20 protein-coding genes and 1 riboswitch are annotated in these 20,384 nt (G+C 71.5%); of the genes, 4 read left to right on the top strand and 16 right to left on the bottom strand.

Going from position 1 to position 20,384, the window contains the following annotated elements:
* Window position 1: 1 nt before the first annotated feature.
* Window positions 2-1,201: an L-2-hydroxyglutarate oxidase gene (lhgO, locus tag NR112_RS17465; protein ID WP_256795569.1), complete on the top strand. Its 1,200-nt coding sequence runs from the start codon at window positions 2-4 to the stop codon at window positions 1,199-1,201.
* Window positions 1,202-1,227: 26 nt separating this feature from the next.
* On the opposite strand, the gene NR112_RS17470 is transcribed toward lhgO, so the two are convergent.
* From NR112_RS17470 to NR112_RS17480, 3 genes are all read right to left on the bottom strand, one after another.
* On the bottom strand, window positions 1,228-2,412 hold the full coding sequence (locus NR112_RS17470) for an Mbeg1-like protein (RefSeq protein WP_256795570.1): 1,185 nt from the start codon (window positions 2,410-2,412) through the stop codon (window positions 1,228-1,230).
* 139 nt (window positions 2,413-2,551) lie between these two features.
* On the bottom strand, window positions 2,552-3,175 hold the full coding sequence (locus tag NR112_RS17475) for a CE1759 family FMN reductase (RefSeq protein ID WP_256795571.1): 624 nt from the start codon (window positions 3,173-3,175) through the stop codon (window positions 2,552-2,554).
* The gene (locus NR112_RS17480) at window positions 3,172-4,266 is read right to left on the bottom strand and encodes an LLM class flavin-dependent oxidoreductase (RefSeq protein WP_256795572.1); all 1,095 of its coding nucleotides are present in this window, start codon (window positions 4,264-4,266) and stop codon (window positions 3,172-3,174) included. Before NR112_RS17480 ends, NR112_RS17475 begins: the two co-directional genes overlap by 4 nt.
* 108 nt (window positions 4,267-4,374) lie before the next feature.
* On the opposite strand from NR112_RS17480, the gene NR112_RS17485 reads away from it, so the two are divergent.
* Window positions 4,375-5,136 carry an RNA methyltransferase gene (locus tag NR112_RS17485; RefSeq protein WP_256795573.1) on the top strand — a complete coding sequence of 254 codons (762 nt, stop codon included), beginning with the start codon at window positions 4,375-4,377 and terminating at the stop codon, window positions 5,134-5,136.
* An 88-nt stretch (window positions 5,137-5,224) separates the two neighbouring features.
* Here NR112_RS17485 and NR112_RS17490 read toward each other — a convergent pair whose 3' ends face one another.
* Both NR112_RS17490 and NR112_RS17495 read right to left on the bottom strand, forming a co-directional pair.
* Entirely contained in the window at window positions 5,225-5,764 is a 540-nt protein-coding gene (locus NR112_RS17490) for a DUF1697 domain-containing protein (protein WP_256795574.1), read from the bottom strand.
* Window position 5,765: 1 nt separating this feature from the next.
* The gene (locus NR112_RS17495) at window positions 5,766-6,638 is read right to left on the bottom strand and encodes a PhzF family phenazine biosynthesis protein (RefSeq protein WP_256795575.1); all 873 of its coding nucleotides are present in this window, start codon (window positions 6,636-6,638) and stop codon (window positions 5,766-5,768) included.
* 72 nt (window positions 6,639-6,710) lie between these two features.
* On the opposite strand from NR112_RS17495, the gene NR112_RS17500 reads away from it, so the two are divergent.
* A complete protein-coding gene (locus tag NR112_RS17500) occupies window positions 6,711-7,337 on the top strand; it encodes a histidine phosphatase family protein (protein WP_056777132.1) in 627 nt (208 codons plus the stop codon).
* 88 nt (window positions 7,338-7,425) lie between these two features.
* Here the strand turns inward: NR112_RS17500 and NR112_RS17505 are convergent, their stop codons facing one another.
* The 11 genes from NR112_RS17505 to NR112_RS17555 form a co-directional block, all read right to left on the bottom strand.
* On the bottom strand, window positions 7,426-8,913 hold the full coding sequence (locus NR112_RS17505; RefSeq protein ID WP_256795576.1) for a glutamate--cysteine ligase: 1,488 nt from the start codon (window positions 8,911-8,913) through the stop codon (window positions 7,426-7,428).
* A gap of 105 nt (window positions 8,914-9,018) precedes the next feature.
* Complete coding sequence (gcvP, locus tag NR112_RS17510) at window positions 9,019-11,946, bottom strand: aminomethyl-transferring glycine dehydrogenase (RefSeq protein WP_256795577.1); 2,928 nt, start codon at window positions 11,944-11,946, stop codon at window positions 9,019-9,021.
* Window positions 11,947-12,022: 76 nt separating this feature from the next.
* Window positions 12,023-12,122, bottom strand: a riboswitch (glycine riboswitch).
* Between the two features lie 120 nt (window positions 12,123-12,242).
* The gene (locus NR112_RS17515; protein ID WP_256795659.1) at window positions 12,243-12,827 is read right to left on the bottom strand and encodes a MerR family transcriptional regulator; all 585 of its coding nucleotides are present in this window, start codon (window positions 12,825-12,827) and stop codon (window positions 12,243-12,245) included.
* Between the two features lie 270 nt (window positions 12,828-13,097).
* Window positions 13,098-13,616, bottom strand: coding sequence for a bifunctional nuclease family protein (locus NR112_RS17520; protein WP_056756718.1), 519 nt, complete (start codon window positions 13,614-13,616; stop codon window positions 13,098-13,100).
* Window positions 13,617-13,657: 41 nt separating this feature from the next.
* Window positions 13,658-14,383, bottom strand: a complete 726-nt coding sequence (locus NR112_RS17525; RefSeq protein WP_256795578.1) for a MerR family transcriptional regulator — start codon at window positions 14,381-14,383, stop codon at window positions 13,658-13,660.
* Window positions 14,380-14,850 carry an FHA domain-containing protein gene (locus tag NR112_RS17530; RefSeq protein ID WP_256795579.1) on the bottom strand — a complete coding sequence of 157 codons (471 nt, stop codon included), beginning with the start codon at window positions 14,848-14,850 and terminating at the stop codon, window positions 14,380-14,382. The genes NR112_RS17525 and NR112_RS17530 overlap by 4 nt, the downstream gene beginning before the upstream one ends.
* Window positions 14,851-14,955: 105 nt before the next feature.
* Window positions 14,956-15,345, bottom strand: a complete 390-nt coding sequence (gene gcvH / locus NR112_RS17535; protein WP_020144276.1) for a glycine cleavage system protein GcvH — start codon at window positions 15,343-15,345, stop codon at window positions 14,956-14,958.
* A gap of 187 nt (window positions 15,346-15,532) precedes the next feature.
* Entirely contained in the window at window positions 15,533-16,375 is an 843-nt protein-coding gene (locus NR112_RS17540) for a DUF881 domain-containing protein (RefSeq protein WP_256795580.1), read from the bottom strand.
* A gap of 353 nt (window positions 16,376-16,728) precedes the next feature.
* On the bottom strand, window positions 16,729-17,061 hold the full coding sequence (locus NR112_RS17545; protein WP_256795581.1) for a small basic family protein: 333 nt from the start codon (window positions 17,059-17,061) through the stop codon (window positions 16,729-16,731).
* A complete protein-coding gene (locus NR112_RS17550; RefSeq protein WP_256795582.1) occupies window positions 17,058-18,107 on the bottom strand; it encodes a DUF881 domain-containing protein in 1,050 nt (349 codons plus the stop codon). The genes NR112_RS17545 and NR112_RS17550 overlap by 4 nt, the downstream gene beginning before the upstream one ends.
* The gene (locus tag NR112_RS17555; RefSeq protein WP_256795583.1) at window positions 18,104-18,712 is read right to left on the bottom strand and encodes a CDP-alcohol phosphatidyltransferase family protein; all 609 of its coding nucleotides are present in this window, start codon (window positions 18,710-18,712) and stop codon (window positions 18,104-18,106) included. The genes NR112_RS17550 and NR112_RS17555 overlap by 4 nt, the downstream gene beginning before the upstream one ends.
* 156 nt (window positions 18,713-18,868) lie before the next feature.
* On the opposite strand from NR112_RS17555, the gene NR112_RS17560 reads away from it, so the two are divergent.
* Complete coding sequence (locus NR112_RS17560) at window positions 18,869-20,290, top strand: YibE/F family protein (protein ID WP_256795584.1); 1,422 nt, start codon at window positions 18,869-18,871, stop codon at window positions 20,288-20,290.
* Window positions 20,291-20,384: the final 94 nt, after the last annotated feature.

Consider the following 20,384-nt stretch of genomic DNA (forward strand, 5'->3'; position numbering starts at 1 on the left):
GGTGACCCGCCCCCACGTCGTCGTCGTGGGCGGCGGCATCGTCGGGTCGGCAGTGGCCCGCAGGCTCACCCTCTCGACGCGGCGCCCCGAGGTGACCGTCGTCGAGAAGGAGACGGCGCCGGGTCGGCACCAGACGTCCCGCAACAGCGGTGTCGTCCATGCCGGCCTCTACTACGCGCCCGGCTCGGTCAAGGCGGCGCTCTCACGAGAGGGCGGTCGGCGTCTGCGCCGCTACTGCGCCGACCGGGGGCTGCCCTACGACGAGGTGGGCAAGCTCGTCGTCGCGCTCGACGAGGCCCAGGACGAGGCTCTCCGCGCCATCGAGACCCGCGCCCGGGCCAACGGGGTGCCGGGGCTGCGTCGGCTCGGACCGGGTGAGCTGCGTGAGGTCGAGCCGCACGTCGTGGGACTCGCGGCGCTGCACTCCCCCACGACGGCCATCACCGACTTCGCCCTCGTCGCCCTGGCCATGCTCGCGGACGCGGCGTCCGCGGGTGCCGAGGTCGTCACGGGCTTCGAGGTCACCGGACTCGACCGCCGCGGCAGTCGCGTCGAGGTGAGTGCCGCAGACGGGCGACGCCTCGTCGCCGACCGCGTGGTTCTCGCGGGTGGGCTGCACGCCGACCGGCTCGCGAGACTGGCCGGCGACGGTCCCGACCCGGCGATCGTGCCGTTCCGTGGCGAGTACCACCGGCTCGTGCCGTCGGCCGAACACCTCGTGCGGGGGCTCGTCTACCCGGTACCCGACCCCCGCTACCCGTTCCTCGGGGTCCATCTGACGCGGCGCGTCGACGGCGGCGTGCTGCTCGGTCCGAATGCCGTTCTCGCCACCGCTCGCGAGGGCTACCGGCGCCGGGACGTCGACCTCGACCTCGTCCGGGAGCTCGTCTCCTCCCGTGGGTTCCTGCGGTTCGCCCGCGCCAACCTGCGGACGGGCGTGCACGAGGTCCTGGGATCGCTGAGTCGCCACGCGTTCCTCGAGCGGGTGCGCTGCTACGTCCCTGAGATCGACGACGCAGACGTCGTGCCGTCCGTTGCCGGGGTCCGGGCGCAGGCACTGGATCGGGACGGGGCGCTCGTCGAGGACTTCCGGTTCAGTCGGGTCGGCTCCGTCCTGTGCATCCGCAACGCGCCGTCACCGGCAGCGACCGCCTCCCTCGCCATCGCGGACCTCGTCGTCGACCGGCTGGACCTCGGATGACGGGCCTCCAGCCACCTCGGAAGCCGTCACTGCTTGCCGAAGTATGTGCTCGCCTCCATGGCGTCGACGACGGAGTCGCCACCATGGGCGTTCTTGGACCAGCCGAAGACGTCGAGGCCGGCCTCGATGCCGACGACGGCCGGCGCGAAGGTGCCGGCGAGCCCCGCCCACTTCGAGACCGAGATCTCGGGCCCGTGGGTGGGGTTGACCGCGATCTGGGTGCCCAGGGCGTTGGGGAGAGGGTCGTCGCCGACGAAGGGCACGTGGTCGACGAACGAGCCGAGCGGGTTCTGGAGCGTCGTGAGCAGCTCTCCGCGCACGTGGTAGTTGCGGATCTGGCCCGAGGAGTAGCCGGCGTCCTCCTGGCCACGGGCCGTCGCGGCGAGGACGGTGTTGGGGTGCACGCCCGCGGCGTTGAACGTCACGGCGGGGATGTCCGTGGCGACGGAGGCGGTGCTCGCGAGACCGCCACCGAGGGAGTGGCCGGTGATCACGATGTTCTCGCTGCCCACCGCCCGGGCGAGGCCCTGGGCCAGCGCGATCGCCTGGAGGTGTTGACCGCTGAGGGCCCCGACCCCTTGCTGGAGGTTGGTACCCCAGTCGGTGAGCGAGGACGTGCCGGCGAAGGCGAGGACGTACTGGCCCTCGTCGTTGCGGTAGACGGCTGCGTCGAAGCCGTCGCCGCGGTGGAGGCTGGCCGGGTCGATGCGGAGGCCCGCGAGGGCGTCGGCGTCCAGCGGGGTCCAACCGTCGACCGCGCTCGGGTGGTAGACGTTGTCGGCCACGTGGGCGAGCTCGAGGTCGATGGCCTGCGGTGACGTCCCGCGCACCTGCTCACCGAGCGGGGTCGGCTCCGCGGAGGCGCCGGGTCCGACGGAGCCCGATCCGCCGAGCCCCGGGAACACGTCGGGGAAGCCGGACGGGCCGGAGACAAGGCCGTTGCCACCGCTCGTGCCTCGCTGCGCCCGCGCGTTGTCGGTGAGGCGCCGCGACATCGACTCGAGCGTCGAGCCGAGGGCCCACAGGGCTGCCGAGGTGGAGCGCCAGCTCTCCTGGGCCGAGTGGGCGTCGTCGCCACCCCACGAGCGGCCGATGACCGCGAGCGCCCGGGCCCCGGTCGACCGGATGCCGTCCACCTCGGTGGCACACGCGGTGAGCTCGCGAGCGGCGCGCTCCAGGGCTTCGGGGTCAGCACCCTTGCGGTAGAGCACGGTGGCCTCCTGTCGACGGTGGCCCCACGGTAGGTGGGAGCCGCCCGACGCGGCCATGGGGAGGACTCCCCAGCGTGTTGCGTCGCCGCGGACGTGACGACACCCGGTCAGGCCCCGAAGGGCCGACCGGGTGCTCGCGTCATCGGGCGCGGAGGCCGGTGAGCATCGACTCGAAGGGCGTGACCTGCTCGAACGGGTCGACCCGATCGGCCCGCGGGGAGCCGCTGACGAGGCTCGCGAAGGCCGCACCGGCTCGCTCGATCCGTTCGCCGAGCCGCCCCGCGTCGACGCTGCCCCAGTCCTCGCTGGCCGCGAAGACCGCCACCGGCGCGACGAGCGCGCCGAGATGGGCGAAGAGCGGGCGGAGGGCGTGGTCGATCGCGAGGGAGTGGCGGGCCGTGCCACCGGTCGCGCCGAGCAGCACCGGGGTGTCACGCAGGGCGTCCTTGGGGAGCACGTCGATGAGCATCTTGAACAGCCCGCTGTACGACGCCGCATACACCGGGGTGGCGACGACGACGGCGTCCGCCTCGGTGATCGCGTCGAGACGCACGTGCAGGTCGGGCGAGGCGAAGCCGGTCAGGACGTGGTTCGTCAGGTCGTGCGCGACGTCGCGCACGTCGACGACCTCGACGACGACCTCGCTGACGTCGTGCCCGGCGAGCGCCCGGACGGTGGCCTCGGTGAGGCGGTCGGCGAGCAGGCGCGTCGACGACGGCTGCGTGATGCCCGCCGTGATGACGGCGAGACGGAAGGCGGTCACGGGATGAGCTCCTTGTCAGGGGTTGTGGCGGCGAGCTGGCTCGCGTGGGTCGGCGCGTCCGGGACGTGGGCGGGCCTGAGGGCGGCGAACTCCTTGCGCAGGACCGGCACGACCTCCTCGCCGAGGATGTCGAGCTGCTCGAGGACGGTCTTGAGCGGCAGTCCGGCGTGGTCGAGCAGCCACAGCTGTCGCTGGTAGTCGCCGGCGTACTCACGGAAGCCGAGCGTCCTCTCGATGACCTCCTGCGGGCTGCCGACGGTGAGCGGGGTCTGGCTCGTGAACTCCTCGAGCGACGGACCGTGGCCGTAGACGGGTGCGTTGTCGAAGTAGGGACGGAACTCGCGCACCGCGTCCTGGCTGTTCTTCCGCATGAAGACCTGTCCGCCGAGCCCGACGATCGCCTGGTCGGCGCTGCCGTGGCCGTAGTGCTCGAAGCGGCGGCGGTAGAGCTGGACCATCTGCTTCGTGTGGCTGGCCGGCCAGAAGATGTGGTTGGAGAAGAAGCCGTCTCCGTAGTAGGCCGCCTGCTCGGCGATCTCGGGGCTGCGGATCGAGCCGTGCCAGACGAACGGCGGTATGCCGTCGAGCGGGCGCGGCGTCGACGTGAAGCCCTGGAGCGGGGTGCGGTACGTGCCCTGCCAGTCGACGACGTCCTCGCGCCACAGCCGGTGGAGCAGCGCGTAGTTCTCGATGGCGAGCGGGATGCCGTCGCGGATGTCCTTGCCGAACCACGGGTAGACCGGGCCGGTGTTGCCGCGGCCCATCATGAGGTCCATGCGCCCGTTGCTCAGGTGCTGCAGGGTGGCGTAGTCCTCCGCGATCCGCACGGGGTCGGTCGTCGTGATGAGGGTCGTCGACGTCGACAGGATGATCCGCTCCGTCTGCGCGGCGATGTAGGCGAGCGTCGTCGTCGGGGCCGACGGGATGAAGGGCGGGTTGTGGTGCTGTCCGGTCGCGAAGACGTCGAGGCCGACCTCCTCCGCCTTCCTGGCGATGGCGACGGTGGCCTCGATCCGCTCGTGCTCGGTCGGCGTACGGCCCGTCGTGGGGTCGGTGGTCACGTCGCCGACGGTGAAGATCCCGAACTGCATGTGTCCCAGCTCCTTTTGATTGATGATTCAATCATACCGAACGTCAGTGGGTGCTCCCCCATTCCCGTGCGGTCCGGTGCGGCGCCGGCGCTGTGGGATCCTGTCGCGGTGAGCGCTGAGATCTCCCCCAAGGACCGCTTCATCACGGTCTACGGCCGCAACCCGGTCCACGAGGTGCTCCTCGACGGTGACCTCCTCGTCGACAAGGTCGTCATCGCCGACGGCGCCCGTGGCAGCGGCCTGCGCGAGATCCAGCAGGCGGCTCGCCGTCGGGGTGTCGAGGTGCAGTACGCGAGCGCCGAGCGCGTCAAGAAGCTCGCGGGCAACGGACGGCAGGACCAGGGCGTCTTCGCCGACGTCGTCGCGCCGCGGATGCGGCCTCTCGAGGCGGCGCTCGCCGAGGATGCCGGCTCGCTGCGCGCCGTGCTCGTGCTCGACGGCGTGACGACGCCTGCCAACGTCGGCATGATCCTCCGCTCGGCCACGGCGGCCGGCGTCGACGGCATCGTCGTCCCGCGCAAGGGGGTCGCCTCGCTCGACCCGCTCGTCGTCAAGGCCTCGGCCGGCGTCGCCTTCCGGGCGCCCATCCTCAAGGCGTTCACCGCAGGGGACGCGGTGACCGACCTCAAGCGGGCCGGCTTCCACGTCGTCGGGCTCGATGCCGGCGGCGACGACGACCTCTTCGCGGCCCGCCTGCCCGAGCCCGTCGCCTTCGTGCTCGGCAGCGAGACGGCGGGGCTGACGCCCGAGGTGGCCGACCTCGTCGACACGTGGGTCGCGATCCCGATGGCCGCGGGCGTCGAGTCGCTCAACGTCTCGGCCGCCGCCGCCGTCGTCTGCTTCGAGCTCGTCCGCCGCGCCCGGCTCTGAAACGCGCGCGGTCGACCGACCGCCATGGCGTATGCCGCGAGCACGGGGGCGCGGCGTCGCTCCGGTTCGTGGCGGTCCGTCGGCGCGCTCAGCCGCCCCACTTCTCGGCGAGGGCCCGGACGACGGTGATGTTGCGAGCCGTGCCGACCGCTCCCGTCAGCTTCTCGATGCGGGCGTTGGACAGCTTGGCCGCCTGCACGCCGTCCGAGAGGAAGAGCACGATGTCGTGGCCGACGACGCGGGCGCCCTCGGTGGCGGCGTCCCACTCGTGCAGCGCGGCGACGCCCTCGGGGTCGAGGTCGCCCGTCATGAACGTCACGTAGCGTTTCGCGTCCGCGCCGATCGGTGACTCGAGGGCGTCGGCCTCGTCGGCCAGCGTCCGCAGCTGCGCCGGGGTGCGCACGACGACCGGCACGTCGAAACCGAACTCGGCGCTGATGGCCCGGCGCAGGTCGGCCTCGACCTTGGCCGCGCTGCGCGTGGCCGAGCGGACCTTGAGGTTGCCGCTCTGGATGTGCGTCTCGACGTCCTCGTAGCCCTCCGCCTCGAGCAGCGTGCGCAGCGACGCCATGCGCACCTGCCGCTTGCCGACGTTGACGGCGCGGAGGAACCCGATCCAGACCGGCACGTCAGGCCCGCACCGCGCCGAGTGAGCAGGTGCCGCGGCCGACCGTCTCGACGCGTCCTCCCACGTGGACGGCGCCCTCGGCGTCGATGTCGAGCAGCAGGCGCGAGGGGCGCCCGACGGCCGTGCCCTGGCTGACGACCACCGAGACGTCGCGGGCGCCCTGGGAGACGAGCCAGCCACCGAGGTTGGCGCACGCCGACCCCGTCGCCGGGTCCTCGAGGACCGCCTGACCCTGGGTGTAGAAGAGCCTGGCCTCGATGCTCTTGGGCCCGGTCCACGCCCACACGTACACGTGCGGTGCCCGCGGCGGGGACGTCATGTGGGCGTCCATGAGGTGCGCGTCGGGGTCGCAGGCCCGCACGGCGTCGACGGAGTCGAGGCGCACGAGCAGCTGCTCGACGCCGGCGTCGACCCAGGACGCGTCGGAGCGCACGACGAGCACGCGCTCGATGCCGAGCGCCTCGGCCAGCTCGGCGCCGCTCGACGTCACCTCGCGCACCGTCGCCGGCCGGGCCGCGAGGCGCCAGCCACCGTCGACGCGCCCGACCGGGATGCGTCCGGCCGGCATGCTGAGCTGCACGCTGTCGAGCCCCCCGCCGAGCGTCGCGACGACCTCCGCGGTGCCGAGCGTGGGGTGCCCGGCGAAGGGCATCTCGTGGCCGGGGGTGAAGATGCGCACGGCCGCCTCACCCGTCGTGGCGCCCTCGCCGAGCGACGTCACGAAGGTCGACTCACTGAGGTTGAACTGTCGTGCCCACGCGAGCATCTCGTCGTCGGAGAGTGCACCCGCCTCGGGGAAGACGCAGAGGGGGTTGCCCGAGAAGGGCTCTCCCTCGATGGAGAAGACGTTGAGCAGGTGGAAGGGCAGGTCCATGCACCCGAGTGTGCCCGAGCGCCGGCCCGGACGGCAGGGTCGAAGGGTCTGCCACGCCGCTACTGTGGCCGGATGGCCTCCCCCGACGGTGTCGTCCCCGGCAACATCTACCTCTTCCGGCACGGCGAGACCGAGTGGTCGCTGAGCGGACAGCACACCGGCACGACCGACCTCCCGCTCCTACCGGAGGGCGAGGCCGCGGCACGTGAGCTCGCCGACGTACTGCGCAAGCACCGGTTCGAGCGCGTCCTCGTCTCCCCCCTCCAGCGCGCCAAGCGCACGGCCGAGCTCGCGGGCCTCGGGGACTTCGAGGTCGAGCCATTGCTGCGCGAGTGGGACTACGGCGCGTACGAGGGCATCACGACGAAGCAGATCAGCGCCGAGATCGGCCACCCGTGGGAGGTGTTCGTCGACGGAGTGCAGCCCGGCGTGACCCCCGGGGAGACGGTCGAGCAGGTGTCGGCGCGAGCCCAGCAGGTCATCGACAAGGTGTGGCCGGACCTCGAGCACGGCGACGTCGCGCTCTTCGGCCACGGCCACGCGCTGCGCGTCCTCACCGCGACCTACCTCGGGCTCGACCCCCGGTTCGGCCAGCAGCTCATCCTCGACGCGGGCTCGATGAGCGTGTTGACGCACCACCGGTCCACGCGGTGCCTCGGGATGTACAACCTCTCCCCCTGGCGCCTGCTCTCCGACTGAGCCCCGCACGAAGGGGGCGTATGCCGTGTGCCCCGGGCACACGGCATACGCGGGCTGTGCCGTGGCGCAACGGGACCCGCCGCTGCGGTCAGTTCCGGGGGAGCTCCCAGGTGTGCACGGGCTCGTTGGCCATCATGCCCTCGATGTAGTGACGCAGCATCTCGCGCAGGGCCTTGTCACGGGTCAGGCCGCGCGCCTCGAGGCGGGCCACGCACTCGGTCTGCCACGACGCTCCGTTGACGCCGGTGAGGCAGCGCTGCTCGATGATCGTCAGGAAGCGGTCCCGCACGGCTCCCGAGACGCCCCACCGCTCGAGGCCCTCGTGGGCCATCGGGAGCAGGCGGCGCAGGGCGAGCTCCGTGGAGGGCACGTCGCCCAGGCCCGGCCAGTAGGTGCGGGCGTCGATGCCGAGGCGGGCGCCCTCCTCGAAGTTCGACTCGGCGGCCGAGAAGCTCATCCTGGTCCACACCGGACGGTCCTCCTCGGCGAGGACGCGCATCGTGCCGTAGTAGAACGCGGCGTTGGCCATGACGTCGGCGATGCTCGGGCCCGCCGGCAGGACGCGGTTCTCCACGCGCAGGTGCGGGCGGCCGCTGACGATGTCGTAGATCGGGCGGTTCCAGCGGTAGACCGTGCCGTTGTGCAGGCGCAGCTCCCTCAGCTCGGGCACCTCACCCCGCTCGAAGACCTCCTCGGGCTCCTCGTCGTAGAGCTCGGGCAGCAGTGCCGGGAAGTAGCGGACGTTCTCCTCGAAGAGGTCGAAGATCGAGGTGATCCACCGTTCGCCGAACCAGACCCGGGGCCGCACGCCCTGGTTCTTCAGCTCGACCGACCGGGTGTCGGTGGCCTGGGTGAAGAACGGGATGCGCGTCTCCGCCCAGAGCCGCTGGCCGAGGAAGAACGGCGAGTTGGCGCCGAGCGCGAGCTGCGGTCCGGCGAGGACCTGGGCGGCGTTCCAGTGGTCGGCGAAGCGCTCCGGCTGGACCTGCAGGTGCAGCTGGATCGACGTGCACGCCGACTCGGGTGCGAGGCTGTCGGAGTAGCGGGCGATCCGCTCGCCCGTCGGGCCCTCGAGCTCGAGCCAGACGTCCTCGCCGCGGGCGTCGAGGACGGCGTTGTTGAGGGCGGCGTAGCGGATGTTCTCGCTGATCCAGTCGCCCTCGAAGTGCTCGGGCATGACCGTCGGCAGGATGCCGATGGCGACGATGCCCGCGTGGGCCTCGGCGGCCTTGGCAGAGGCCCGGTTGAGGGACTCGCGCAGCAGCTGCTCGAGCTCGATGGCCGAGTCACCCGGCAGCGGGCGCGGGTGGACGTTGAGCTCGATGTTGTAGCGCGCGAGCTCGGTCTGGTAGTCCTCGTCGGCGATCTGCTCGAGCACCGTCTTGTTGTCGAGCTTGGGGCCGAGGTCCTCGTTGACGAGGTTGAGCTCGATCTCGAGACCCGTCATGGGCCGGTCGAACTCGAACTCGCTCTTGCCGAGCATGCGTTCGAACACGTCGAGGTCGCGGCGCACCTTCTCCCGGTACTGCTGCCGCTGCTCGCGTGTGTACCTGGCCTGCTCGACATCGGCTCCCACGTGCCGAGACAACCACACTCGGCGTCCCGGCGCGAGAGGCACGCACGGACTGGTCACCACCGGACCGGTCCTCGGCCCGGTGGTGACCGGTGTCGTGAAGGGCCGTCAGCCCTCGAAGGCCTCCGGCGGCGGACACGAGCAGACGAGGTTGCGGTCGCCGTATGCGCCGTCGATGCGGCTGACCGGCGGCCAGTACTTGTCGGCGGCGTTGATGCCGACGGGGAAGGCGGCCTCGGTCCGCTCGTAGGGGTGGTCCCACTCCCCCGCGACGTTGAGAGCCGTGTGCGGCGCGTGGCGCAGCATGCTGTCGCCGACGGCGACCTCACCGGCTCGGATCGCCTCGATCTCACCGCGGATCGCGATCATCGCGTCGCAGAAGCGGTCGAGCTCGTAGAGGTTCTCGGACTCGGTGGGCTCGACCATGAGCGTGCCTGCGACGGGGAAGCTCATCGTCGGCGCGTGGAAGCCGTAGTCGACGAGGCGCTTGGCGATGTCGTCGACCGTGACGCCCGTCTCGGACGTGATCTGGCGGACGTCGAGGATGCACTCGTGCGCGACGAGGTCGTCGTGACCGGAGTACAGCACCGGGTAGTGCTCGCGCAGCCGGGCGGCGATGTAGTTGGCGCCGAGGACCGCCATCTGGGTGGCGTGCCGCAGGCCCTCGCCGCCCATGAGCCGGACGTAGGCCCACGAGATCGGCAGGATGCTCGCCGAGCCGTAGGGGGCGGCGGAGACGGGACCGACCCCGGACTCGGGACCGGCCTCGGGCGCGAGGGGGTGGTTGGGCAGGTGCGGGGCGAGGTGCGCGCGCACCGCCACGGGGCCGACTCCGGGGCCGCCGCCACCGTGCGGGATGCAGAAGGTCTTGTGCAGGTTGAGGTGGCTGACGTCGGCGCCGAACGCGCCGGGCTGGGCGAGGCCCACGAGGGCGTTGAGGTTGGCGCCGTCGACGTAGACCTGGCCGCCGGCCTCGTGGACCAGCTCGCACAGCTCGGTGATGGTGTCCTCGTAGACACCGTGCGTCGACGGGTAGGTCACCATGATCGCGGCGAGGTCGTCGCGGTGCGCCTCGACCTTGGCGCGCAGGTCGTCCATGTCGACGGTGCCGCCTGCAGCGGTCTTGACGACGACGACCTTGAGGCCCGCCATGACGGCCGACGCCGCGTTGGTGCCGTGCGCGCTGGCCGGGATGAGGCAGACGCGGCGGTGTCCCTCCCCCCTGGCCTGGTGGTACGCGTGGATCGCGAGCAGCCCCGCGAACTCGCCCTGCGAGCCGGCGTTGGGCTGGAGCGACACCGCGTCGTAGCCGGTGATCTCGCACAGCCACGACGACAGGTCGTCGATGAGGGCGCGGATGCCGACCGTCTGCTCGGCCGGGGCGAAGGGGTGCAGGTTGGCGAACTCCGGCCAGGTCACCGCCTCCATCTCGGTGGTGGCGTTGAGCTTCATCGTGCACGACCCGAGCGGGATCATGCCTCGGTCGAGGGCGAAGTCGCGGTCGGACAGGCGGCGCAGGTAGCGCAGCATCGCCGTCTCGGAGTGGTGCGCGTGGAAGACCGGGTGAGTCAGGAACTCGGACGTGCGCCTCAGCGCCTCGGGTATGCCGTGCGCCCCGATCGCGCTCACGCCGGCGGTGACGTCGTCCGACGGCGTCACACCGAATGCCTCGAGGACCGCGAGCACCGTTGCGGGCGTGGACGTCTCGTCGAGGCTCAGCGACACGCGGTCGGCGTCGACACGCCAGACGTTGATGCCCCGGTCGGCGAAGGCCGTCGTGACCTCGGCGGCTCGACCAGGCAGCACGACCGTCAGCGTGTCGAAGAACGCCGCCGTCTCGACGTCGAGGCCGCCGTCGACGAGGGCGCCACGCAGCGCGGCCGTGAGACCGCCGACGCGCTGCGCGATGGCAAGGAGGCCCGCGGGACCGTGCCACACGGCATACATGCTCGCCATGACGGCGAGGAGCACCTGGGCGGTGCAGATGTTGGACGTCGCCTTCTCGCGACGGATGTGCTGCTCGCGCGTCTGGAGGGCGAGGCGGTAGGCCTGGTGCCCCTCGGCGTCGACGGAGACGCCGACGAGTCGGCCGGGGATCTGGCGCTCGAGACCGCGGTGGACGGCCATGTAGCCGGCGTGCGGGCCGCCGAAGCCCATCGGGACGCCGAAGCGCTGGGCACTGCCGACGGCGATGTCGGCGCCCCACTCCCCCGGCGCGCTGGCCAGGGTCAGGGCCAGCAGGTCGGCGCAGGCGGTGACGAGGCCCTTGGACGCGTGGACGGCGGAGGTCAGCGGTGCCCAGTCGACGAGCTCGCCGGTCGCGTCGGGGTACTGCACCATCGCCCCCACGACGGCGCGACCGCCCGCTGCTGCGGAGAGGGAGTCGCCGTCCGTGACGGCCCGGAGGTCGGCCACGGCGAGGGGCAGCCCGAGCGCCTCGGCGCGGGTGCGCATCACGGCGATGGTCTGCGGGAAGAGCCGCTCGTCGACGAGCACGACGGCGTCGGCGGGAGCCTTGCTCGCCCGACGCATGAGCGACATCGCCTCGGCGGCGGCGGTCGACTCGTCGAGGAGCGAGGACCCCGCCACGTCGAGGCCGGTCAGGTCGGTGACGACCGTCTGGAAGTTGAGCAAGGCCTCGAGCCGGCCCTGGGAGATCTCGGGCTGGTACGGCGTGTACGCGGTGTACCAGGCAGGGTTCTCGAGCACGTTGCGGCGCACGACCGGCGGGGTCACGGTGCCGTAGTAGCCCAGGCCGATGAGCGAGGTGAGGACGGTGTTGCGAGAGGCGAACCCGCGCAGCTCCTCGATGACGGCGCTCTCACTGGCGGCCGCTTGGATGCGCAGGGGCGACTCGGACCGGATGGCCCCGGGGATGGCTCGATCGCACATCGCGTCGAGGCTCGGCTGGCCGACGACCTCGAGCATGTGGCGCACGTCGTCGCCGGCTGGGCCGACGTGACGGCTGACGAAGTCGGCCATCACCGTCTCGGTGGACGTTCCGGTGGTGACGGGCACGAGCTGGTCGATCGACATGCGGGCTCCTGACGGGTTCGAGCGGACGACACACGCTCCCCGTCTGTCGAGCACCGTGGAGTGCCTCCAGAGTTGCCTCGCCCGCGTGGTCCTGGCGCCTGAGAGGTTCCGGGGATGTTGCCCCTTCGGCGCCTCGCAGGTGCTGCGCACCCCGAGGACTCTCCCACGCAGGGTCGATCGGCACCCCCGAATCTACCAGCAGGCGGCCGTGGTCCCGGCACGGACAGGACCCGGCCGGAGAGTCCGGTCGGGCCGTGTCGAAGGGTCGTGCTTGAGGGGTGTGGTGAGCTGGTCGGTCAGGCCAGTCGGCGGGCCTGACGGCGCGCGTTGAGCTCGTCGTCGGGGTGGTCGGCCGGCACGTCCTCGTCGGCACGCTCGCTCGGCAGCAGCGCGAGCTCGCCCTCGACCTCGCGCCACACCCGACCCACGGCGATCCCGAAGACGCCCTGACCACCCTGCACGAGGTCGATGACCTCGTCGGCGGACGTGCACTCGTAGACGGAGGCGCCGTCGCTCATCAAGGTGATCTGCGCGAGGTCCTCGACGCCACGCTCGCGCAGGTGGCTGATGGCGACGCGGATCTGCTGGAGGGAGACGCCGGTGTCGAGCAGGCGCTTGACCACCTTGAGCACGAGGATGTCGCGGAAGCCGTAGAGGCGCTGCGTGCCCGAACCGGTCGCGCTGCGGACGGACGGCTCGACGAGGCCCGTGCGCGCCCAGTAGTCGAGCTGTCGGTAGGTGATGCCGGCGGCCTTGCACGCGGTCGGACCGCGGTAGCCGGTGTCCTCGGACAGCTCGGGCAGGTCGTCGGTGAACAGCAGGCCCTGGGACCCGGCGGGCATGACCCGACCGGCGTCGTGCGCGTCCTCGATGGCGGCCATGCCGTCCTCCTCCTGCTCAGGCTGCGGGCCGCGGGGGTGCGTGCGCGCAGACGACATCCGGATAACTACAGTCACGTCGTTCTCCTGACGGTAGGCCGCGACCCCCGTTCGGTCAATGACCACGGGCCCGAGCCGACGGCGTGTCGAGATGCCGGACGAACCTTCAGGTAATACGTGAAGGTGAAGGTCTGGAGTGTTCGGTGAAGGCCGATCCGGTCGCGACGGTCGGTCAGGTCGGTCAGGTCGGTTGGGTCAGTCAGGTCAGTCAGGTCAGTCCGGACGGTCGGGCACGTCGGGACGGTCACCCGGTTCGGCCTCGGGCGCGGGGCCCTCGAAGTCCTCGGCGGAGACGTGGTCGAGGAACTCCTTGAAGCGTTCGACCTCGTCGTCCTCCTCGGAGGAGACGACGATGGCCGCCTCGTCGAGGATGCCCGGTTCGACGAGCACCTTGGCGCCGGTGCGCAGGGCGAGGGCGATGGCGTCGCTCGCTCGCGAGCTGACCTCGGCCTTGCCGTCGATGATGAGCGCCGCGTGGAAGACGGAGTCCTTGAGGGCCACGATCCGGACCTCGGTCAGCTCGTGACCGAGCACCGAGAGGACGTCGCGCATGAGGTCGTGGGTCAGCGGTCGCGGCGGCACGACGCCCTGCTGGGCGTAGGTGATCGCAGCGGCCTCGGCCGCACCGATCCAGATCGGCAGGTAGCGCCCACCGTCCCGCTCACGCAGCAGGACGATCGGCTGGTTCGTGGGCATCTCGACGCGAACGCCCAGGACATCGACCTCTCTCACTCCTCCACCGTACCCCCGCGCGTGGACGGTGGGGACGGGCCTCAGCGGGACAGGCCGGAGCGGACCAGCGCGACGTGCAACGCGATGCAGGCAGAGGCGATCTCGGCCGCCCGTTGCTCCCGCGTGCCGCTGCCGGAACGCGTCGCCAGAACCTGGTCGACGAGCCCGATCTCGCGGTCGGCGGCGGTGCGGAACGGACGCAGGTGACGCGCCTCGAGGCCGTGTCCGGCGAGGGTCCGGGCGGCGGCGGCGATCGCCAGCGCGTCGTGGCCGAAGTGGCCCTTCTCGTCAGGCTGGAGCAGACCGTACGTCTCGAGGGCGAGCATCGTGTCGCGGTCGATGCCGGTCGCCTCACGCAGCTCCGGGCCGGTGAGCGACACGTCACGTCGGGCTGCGAGGTCGTGCGGGGTCGGGACCTCGGGGTCGGCCGAGGGCGCCGGCGGCCGGGGCCGACCAGCCGACTCAACTCCGGGATCCGACAGACCACGGTCGAGCGCGTCGAGCGCTTCCCGGATGACCTTGAGCGGCCAGTAGCGGTCCCGCTGCGCGGTCAGGACGTAGTGCAGCCGACTCACGTCGTCGTCGGTGTAGGTGCGGTAGCCGGAGGCTGTGCGGTGCGGTGTCACCAGACCCTCGGCCTCGAGGAAGCGGATCTTCGACGCGCTGACGTCGGGAAAGTCCTCGGAGAGGGCCGACAGCACCTTGCCGATCGTCAGACGGTGGGGTGCCGGCACTCCCCCGTCACCGGCCACCGTGGCTGCGGTCATGCGGGTGGTTGCTGGGGCGCTCCGGACGAGTAGTAGACGAGGCGGAACTTGCCGATCTGGACCTCGTCACCTTGGTGCAGGGGCGCCTCGTCGATCCGCTCGCGGTTGACGTAGGTGCCGTTGAGCGAGCCCGCGTCGCGCACGACGTAGCCGCCACCCTGGGCGACGAACGCCGCGTGCTTGCGCGACACGGTGACGTCGTCGAGGAAGATGTCGGAGTCGGGGTGTCGGCCGGCGGCCACCTCCTGGTCGTCGAGCAGGAAGCGGGCCCCCGTGTTGGGACCGCGGAGCACGACGAGCAGGGCGGTCCCGGGTCGCAGCGCCTCGATGGTGGCCTGGTCCTCGGCCGTGAGGCCCCGGGCGTCGAGCGTGTCGACGTGGTCGCTGTCGAGCGACGGCACGCCTTGGAACCGCATGGTGCGGGGTTCGGCGTTCATGTCGTCGGGGTCGGGCAGGTCGCTCGACATGCGGTCCTCCTCTGTGTTGCGGGCGGATTCGGGTCCATCCACTCTAGTTGACCCGGGCGGGTCGGGGCCTGCCCGGCAACCCGGTGGACAGGGTGGCGTCGGGCGTCAGGACAGCGACGCGGTGTAGGTCGCGGCGTCCATGAGGCCCTCGACGGCAGACGCGTCGGCCAGGCGCAGCTCGAACATCCAGCCCTCACCGTAGGGGTCGGAGTTGATCAGCTCGGGCGAGGCGTCCAGGGCGGCGTTGGTGGCCGTCACCTCTCCCTCGAGGGGGGCGTAGACGTCGCTGACCGACTTCGTCGACTCGACCTCGCCGCACGAGTCTCCGGGCGTCACGGTGTCGCCGACGGCTGGGAGGGAGACGTAGACGACGTCGCCCAGCGCGTCCTGGGCGAAGGACGTGATGCCGATGCGGACCACTCCGTCGTCGCCGACGCGGACCCACTCATGGTCGCTGGTGTAGCGCAGGTCGGAGGGGTAGTCCAGGTCGCTCATGTCGCTCCTTCGTCAGTGGACGACCCCGGTCGGGGTCGTGGTGGATGCGCGTGCTGCTGGGCGCTGGTGTCGCCGGCGATGCGGTGGCACCTGAGAGGATGCCATGCCCGCGCGACGAGCGCAGGAAGTGGGCCCCACTGAGTGCCGCACCGGTTGGTCACGAGCCGCCGCCGGCACACCGTTGCCGTCACTCGACCGGCTTCGCGTGGGTCATCTGGGTCGGTCGGTGCAGCGAGGTGATCTCGACGAGGTTCGACTCGGTGACGCTGGCCTCGGCGCCCTTCTGCCGCACGGACTCGACGATGCCGCCGGGGATCGTCATCGCCGACGAGAGGGTCTTCGAGTCGCCGATCACCTTGATGACGAGAGGCCGGGTCACCTGGACCCCGTCGACGAGGATCTCACCGTCCCGGTCGCCGACGAACGACGAGGCGACGACGCGGACACCGCCGACGTCGATCGACTCGGCCCCTGCGTCACGGAGCTCCTGGATGATGTCGAGGACGATCGGTCCCGTCACGGCATTGGTCGGGTCGTTGATGCGCAGGGTGATGCCGGGGCCCTTGGCCGCGAGGGTGCCGGCGAGGATGCCGAGGGTGTCGACGCGCTTCTGAGCCTGCTCGAGGGCCTCGGCCGCGGTGCCCGTGCCGTTCTTGAGCCGGTCGCGGGTGGACTCGAGCTCGCGCACCTGCTGGTCGAGGCGGGACGAGCGCAGCGAGATGTCGTCGAGCACCCGGACGAGATCGGGCTGGCTCAGCTCGTCGAGCCCGCGCTGGTTGGTCAGCTGCACCTGGGCCGCGATGCCGGCGCCGAGGAGCACGGCGAGCAGGGCCGCCAGCAGGTTGGCCCGGGTGGCGCGCGGTCGGCTCATCTTGAGCAGGCGCGTCCAGGCGGCTTGACCCTCGACCGGCACCCGGCTCGTCCCGGTCTCGGGCGCGGCGGACGCTCTGATCTCGGGCGCCGGCGCCCCGGCCGACGGTGCGTCGGCCGACGGTGACTCGCCGGCACCGGTGTCGGGCACGGGGGCCATGGCTGGCTGCGCCGACGGCTCCAGCGACGGGTCCACGGCTTCGCCGGACGACTCGATCGGGGTCTCGGTCGATGTCTCGGTCGATGTCTCGGTCGATGTCTCGGTCGATGTCTCGGTCGACGTCTGGGGAATCGGCTCAGGAGTCGGCTCGGTCGGCGTCCCTGGAGTCGACTCAGGAGTCGACTCAGGAGTCGACTCAGGAGTCGACTCAGGAACCGCCTCCGGCGACGTCTCCGGTGCCGTCTCCGGTGCCGTCTCGGTGTGGGGGGCCTCCCCCTCGGCTGCGTCGACGGGCGCCTCCGGTCGGTCGACGGGAGCGGGTGCGGGACGACCCTTCTTGCGCTTGCCCATGCTCAGGCCTTGAACAGGTGCCGGCGGATCGAGGCCACGTTGGAGAAGATCCGCACGCCGAGGACGACGACGACACCGGTCGAGAGCTGCGAGCCGACGCCGAGCTGGTCGCCGAGGAAGACGATGAACGCGGCGACGACGACGTTGGACAGGAAGGAGACGACGAAGACCTTGTCGTTGAAGATGCCGTCGAGGATCGCGCGGAGGGCGCCGAAGACCGCGTCGAGAGCGGCGATGACCGCGATCGGGAGGTAGGGCTGGAGCCACACGGGCACCGAGGGATCGAGGAAGAGCCCCACCGCGAGTCCGGCCAGAAGGCCGAGAACTGGGATCACGAAGGGTTCTCCTCACTGGTCCGTGACGCCGGGCTACCGGTGCCGGAGTCGGTGGTGCCGCTCGGGGTGTCCGAGGGCGAGCGCGCCGTCGACGTGCTCGTGCCGGTCGGGGCCACACCCGCACCCGCGCTCCGCTTCGGGGTGGTCGTGCCCTGCTGCAGCGTCGTGGTGCCCGGCCCGGTCGAGCCTACGGGCGGACCGACGGGTTCCGCGACCTCGAGCCGCACGGCCGAGTCCCCGGGGACGCTCAGGGAGTCGCTCCCGGCCATGATCGACCGGATCTTGTACTGGTCGGTCAGCTGCGAGAGGTAGAGCCCCGCGAACGAGGGCTCGAAGAGCTGCTGCATGCCTTGGGAGTCGCCGAGGGCGGTGATCACGTAGGGACGTGACAACGGTCGGAAGTCGACGATGATCGCCTGCCCCGCGAACCGGATGGCGGCGGTGGAGCTGAGCCGGTGCCCGTTGATGGAGATGGCCTCGGCTCCGGCCCCCCAGAGGCCGTTGACGATGATCTGCAGGTCGCCGGAGGTCACCCGGCCCTCCTCGAACCCGCTGCTCGGGCGGCTCCCTGCGTCGGCGCCGGCGTCGGTCGAGGCGGCGTCGTCGAGGGTCAACGTCAGCCCGGGCCCGGTGAGGGGCACGGCGCCGGCCTGGACCTCGAGGTCCTTGATGGTGCTCGTGAGGTCGGTGCCGCCCGACTGCTGTAGGGCGAGGGCCTCGTAGTCACGCACCTGCTTGCCGAGGGCCGCCACCTTCGCCTCCTGGTCGGTCCCGTGCTTCTGCAGCGCCTCGATGCGGGTGACGAGCTCCTTCTTCACGGCGGCGGCAGCGGTCGGCTTCGGCCGGAGCGACTGCGCCGCCACGGCGAAGAGGAAGCCGGTGAGGATGGCCAGGACGACGACGAGGACGGTGCGCGTGGAGGTGGCTCCGGGCAGCCCGGCCGCGACCCGTCGGTCGGCGGCCTCCTGGTAGCCCGCGTCGAGCGGCCGCTCCATCATCGTGGTCAGCAGCGTCATCGACTCGTCCGGACGCCGCTCGGGGCTCATGGGGTCACCACCCGAGGACGCTGCGCCAGCACGAGGCGCGCGTGGATGGCGTACAGCACGGCGGCGAGCCAGTAGAGGGCGACGCCCCACCACGCGAAGCCCCAGCCGATGGGGCGGACGAGGTCACCGAGCCAGTCGTCCCGGTGCGCGAGGAGCAGCAGGGGGAAGGCGTAGAGCAGATTGAAGGTCGCGGCCTTGCCGACGAAGTGAACGGGCAGGCCGAGCTGTCCCTTGCTGCGCAGGTAGAGCAGCATCAGGGCCATGACGGCCTCGCGGGCGAGGAGCACGACGACGAGCCAGACCGGGATGATCTGGCGCCACAGGAGCCCGACGAGGGTCGTGAGGATGTAGAGCCGGTCGGCGACGGGGTCGAGGAACTGGCCCAGGCGGCTCTCCATGTTGAACCGGCGAGCGATCTTGCCGTCGAGGTAGTCGGTGACGCCCGAGAACAGCAGCAGCAGGAAGGCGAGCCCGTCGCGCTCCGAGACGATCGCCCAGAGGAAGACGGGCACGCCGAGAAGCCGAAGCACCGACAGCACGTTGGGGATCGTCAGCAGGCGCTCCGTCACGACGTGCTCGCGCTCCCCCGCTTTCTCGACCTCCACGGCGGCAAGCCTAACGGGCGTCCGCAGTGGTCGAGTGCGTCCATGGCATCGATCAGGACACGACCCCTCGTCGAGCGACCGCTGAGTCCGAGGGGTGCACGCCGAGCGCGGTGCCGCAGTCCGTGCTCGCCGGTCTGCTCTGGCACACTCGGCCCCATGCCCGGCGGACACTCGCACAGCCATGCCCACGCAGCCCGTGCAGCGTCCGGCACCGTCGCCGTCAGCACGCTGGCACGGCTCGGCCTCACCCTCCTGATCGCGCTCGCCGCCGCGGCCACGATCTTCGGTCTCGTGCGCTACTGGCCCGAGGAGTCGCAGGCGGCCGACCGGGTCGGCACGTCCGACTTCGCGGCTCCCGGGGTGACCTTCCCCGTTGCGGTCCAGCGGGTCCTCCCGGTCTGCGAGGGCGCCGAGGCCGGCACCGGGGCCGCCCCCGCCGCCGGCCAGAGTGGTGACGTCGTCGGCGGGAGCCCGACCTGCGGCGCGATCACGGTGCAGCTCACGCAACCCACCGCGACGTCCGGCGACGTGCGTCCGGTCGTGTCCGTCTCCGTGCCTCCCGCCGTTTCGACGTCGGGCCTGCGCGAGGGCGACACCGTCATGCTGTTGCGGACCCCGCCCCAGCACACCCAGCGCGAGACGTACTCCTTCCTGCAGGTGCAGCGCGGCGCTCCCCTGTCGCTCATGCTCGCGCTCTTCCTCCTCGTCGTGGCGGTCGTCGCCCGATGGCGCGGGATCCTGGCCCTGGTTGGCCTCGTCTTCGGCGGCTTCGTCGTCGTCAGGTTCATGCTGCCGGCCCTCCTCGAGGGCCAGTCCGGGCTGCTCGTGGCCCTCATCGGCTCCTCGGCGATCATGTTCGTCGTCCTCTACCTCGCCCACGGGCTCTCGGTGCGCACGAGCACGGCTCTCGCCGGCACGCTCTTCGGCGTCGCGATCACGGCGGGTCTGGGTCTGCTCGCCGTCGACCTGGCACGCCTGAGCGGGGTCGCCAACGACGAGGGTGCCACCCTGGCCTCCTTCGTCACGACGATGAACCCGCGCGAGCTGCTGACGTGCGCGATCATCGTGGCCGGTCTGGGCGTCCTCAACGACGTGACGATCACACAGTCCTCGGCGGTGTGGGAGCTGCGTGCGGCTGCCCCCTCGATGGGGAGACGGGCGCTCTTCCAGTCGGGCATGCGCATCGGTCGCGACCACATCGCCTCGACGATCTACACGATCGTCTTCGCGTATGCCGGTGCCGCGCTCCCGGTGCTCCTCCTCCTCTTCCTCTACGAGCGTCCGGTGCTCGAGATGCTCCAGACGGAGTCGCTGTCGGAGGAGATCCTGCGCACGCTCGCCAGCGCGATCGGTCTCGTGCTCGCCGTACCCGTCACGACGGCGGTCGCGGCCCTCACCGTCGGCGCGGCGCGGACGCCGGCACCGGTGGACGGCGACGGACGCAGCCCTGGTCAGGCGCTCACGGTCGACGAGCCGGAGCGGCAGGGCCCCACCGCTGCTGACCTCGTCCGGGCTGCGAGCGGGCCGCCGCCGCCCTCGACGCGGGCCGAGGCGCGCGCGAGGATGTCCTACTTCTGAGCGGTTCGTGCCGTCACAGAATGGACCGGCACCGCCCGCGACGGGCATCTGCGCAGGTCACCTCGCGCATCGTGTCAGCGGGCACTCGTGGGGC

This window comes from Terrabacter sp. Ter38, assembly GCF_024519435.1.
Taxonomy (GTDB): Bacteria; Actinomycetota; Actinomycetes; order Actinomycetales; family Dermatophilaceae; genus Terrabacter.

What these genes read in the sequence shown, in the direction of transcription:
- NR112_RS17480 (WP_256795572.1), bottom strand. Translation starts at nt 4,266, where the DNA reads ATGCAGTTCGGGATCTTCACCGTCGGCGACGTGACCACCGACCCCACG.
- NR112_RS17495 (WP_256795575.1), bottom strand. Translation starts at nt 6,638, where the DNA reads ATGGACCTGCCCTTCCACCTGCTCAACGTCTTCTCCATCGAGGGAGAG.
- NR112_RS17500 (WP_056777132.1), top strand. Translation starts at nt 6,711, where the DNA reads ATGGCCTCCCCCGACGGTGTCGTCCCCGGCAACATCTACCTCTTCCGG.
- gcvP (WP_256795577.1), bottom strand. Translation starts at nt 11,946, where the DNA reads ATGTCGATCGACCAGCTCGTGCCCGTCACCACCGGAACGTCCACCGAG.
- NR112_RS17515 (WP_256795659.1), bottom strand. Translation starts at nt 12,827, where the DNA reads ATGGCCGCCATCGAGGACGCGCACGACGCCGGTCGGGTCATGCCCGCC.
- NR112_RS17525 (WP_256795578.1), bottom strand. Translation starts at nt 14,383, where the DNA reads ATGACCGCAGCCACGGTGGCCGGTGACGGGGGAGTGCCGGCACCCCAC.
- NR112_RS17530 (WP_256795579.1), bottom strand. Translation starts at nt 14,850, where the DNA reads ATGTCGAGCGACCTGCCCGACCCCGACGACATGAACGCCGAACCCCGC.
- gcvH (WP_020144276.1), bottom strand. Translation starts at nt 15,345, where the DNA reads ATGAGCGACCTGGACTACCCCTCCGACCTGCGCTACACCAGCGACCAT.
- NR112_RS17540 (WP_256795580.1), bottom strand. Translation starts at nt 16,375, where the DNA reads ATGGCCCCCGTGCCCGACACCGGTGCCGGCGAGTCACCGTCGGCCGAC.
- NR112_RS17550 (WP_256795582.1), bottom strand. Translation starts at nt 18,107, where the DNA reads ATGAGCCCCGAGCGGCGTCCGGACGAGTCGATGACGCTGCTGACCACG.
- NR112_RS17560 (WP_256795584.1), top strand. Translation starts at nt 18,869, where the DNA reads ATGCCCGGCGGACACTCGCACAGCCATGCCCACGCAGCCCGTGCAGCG.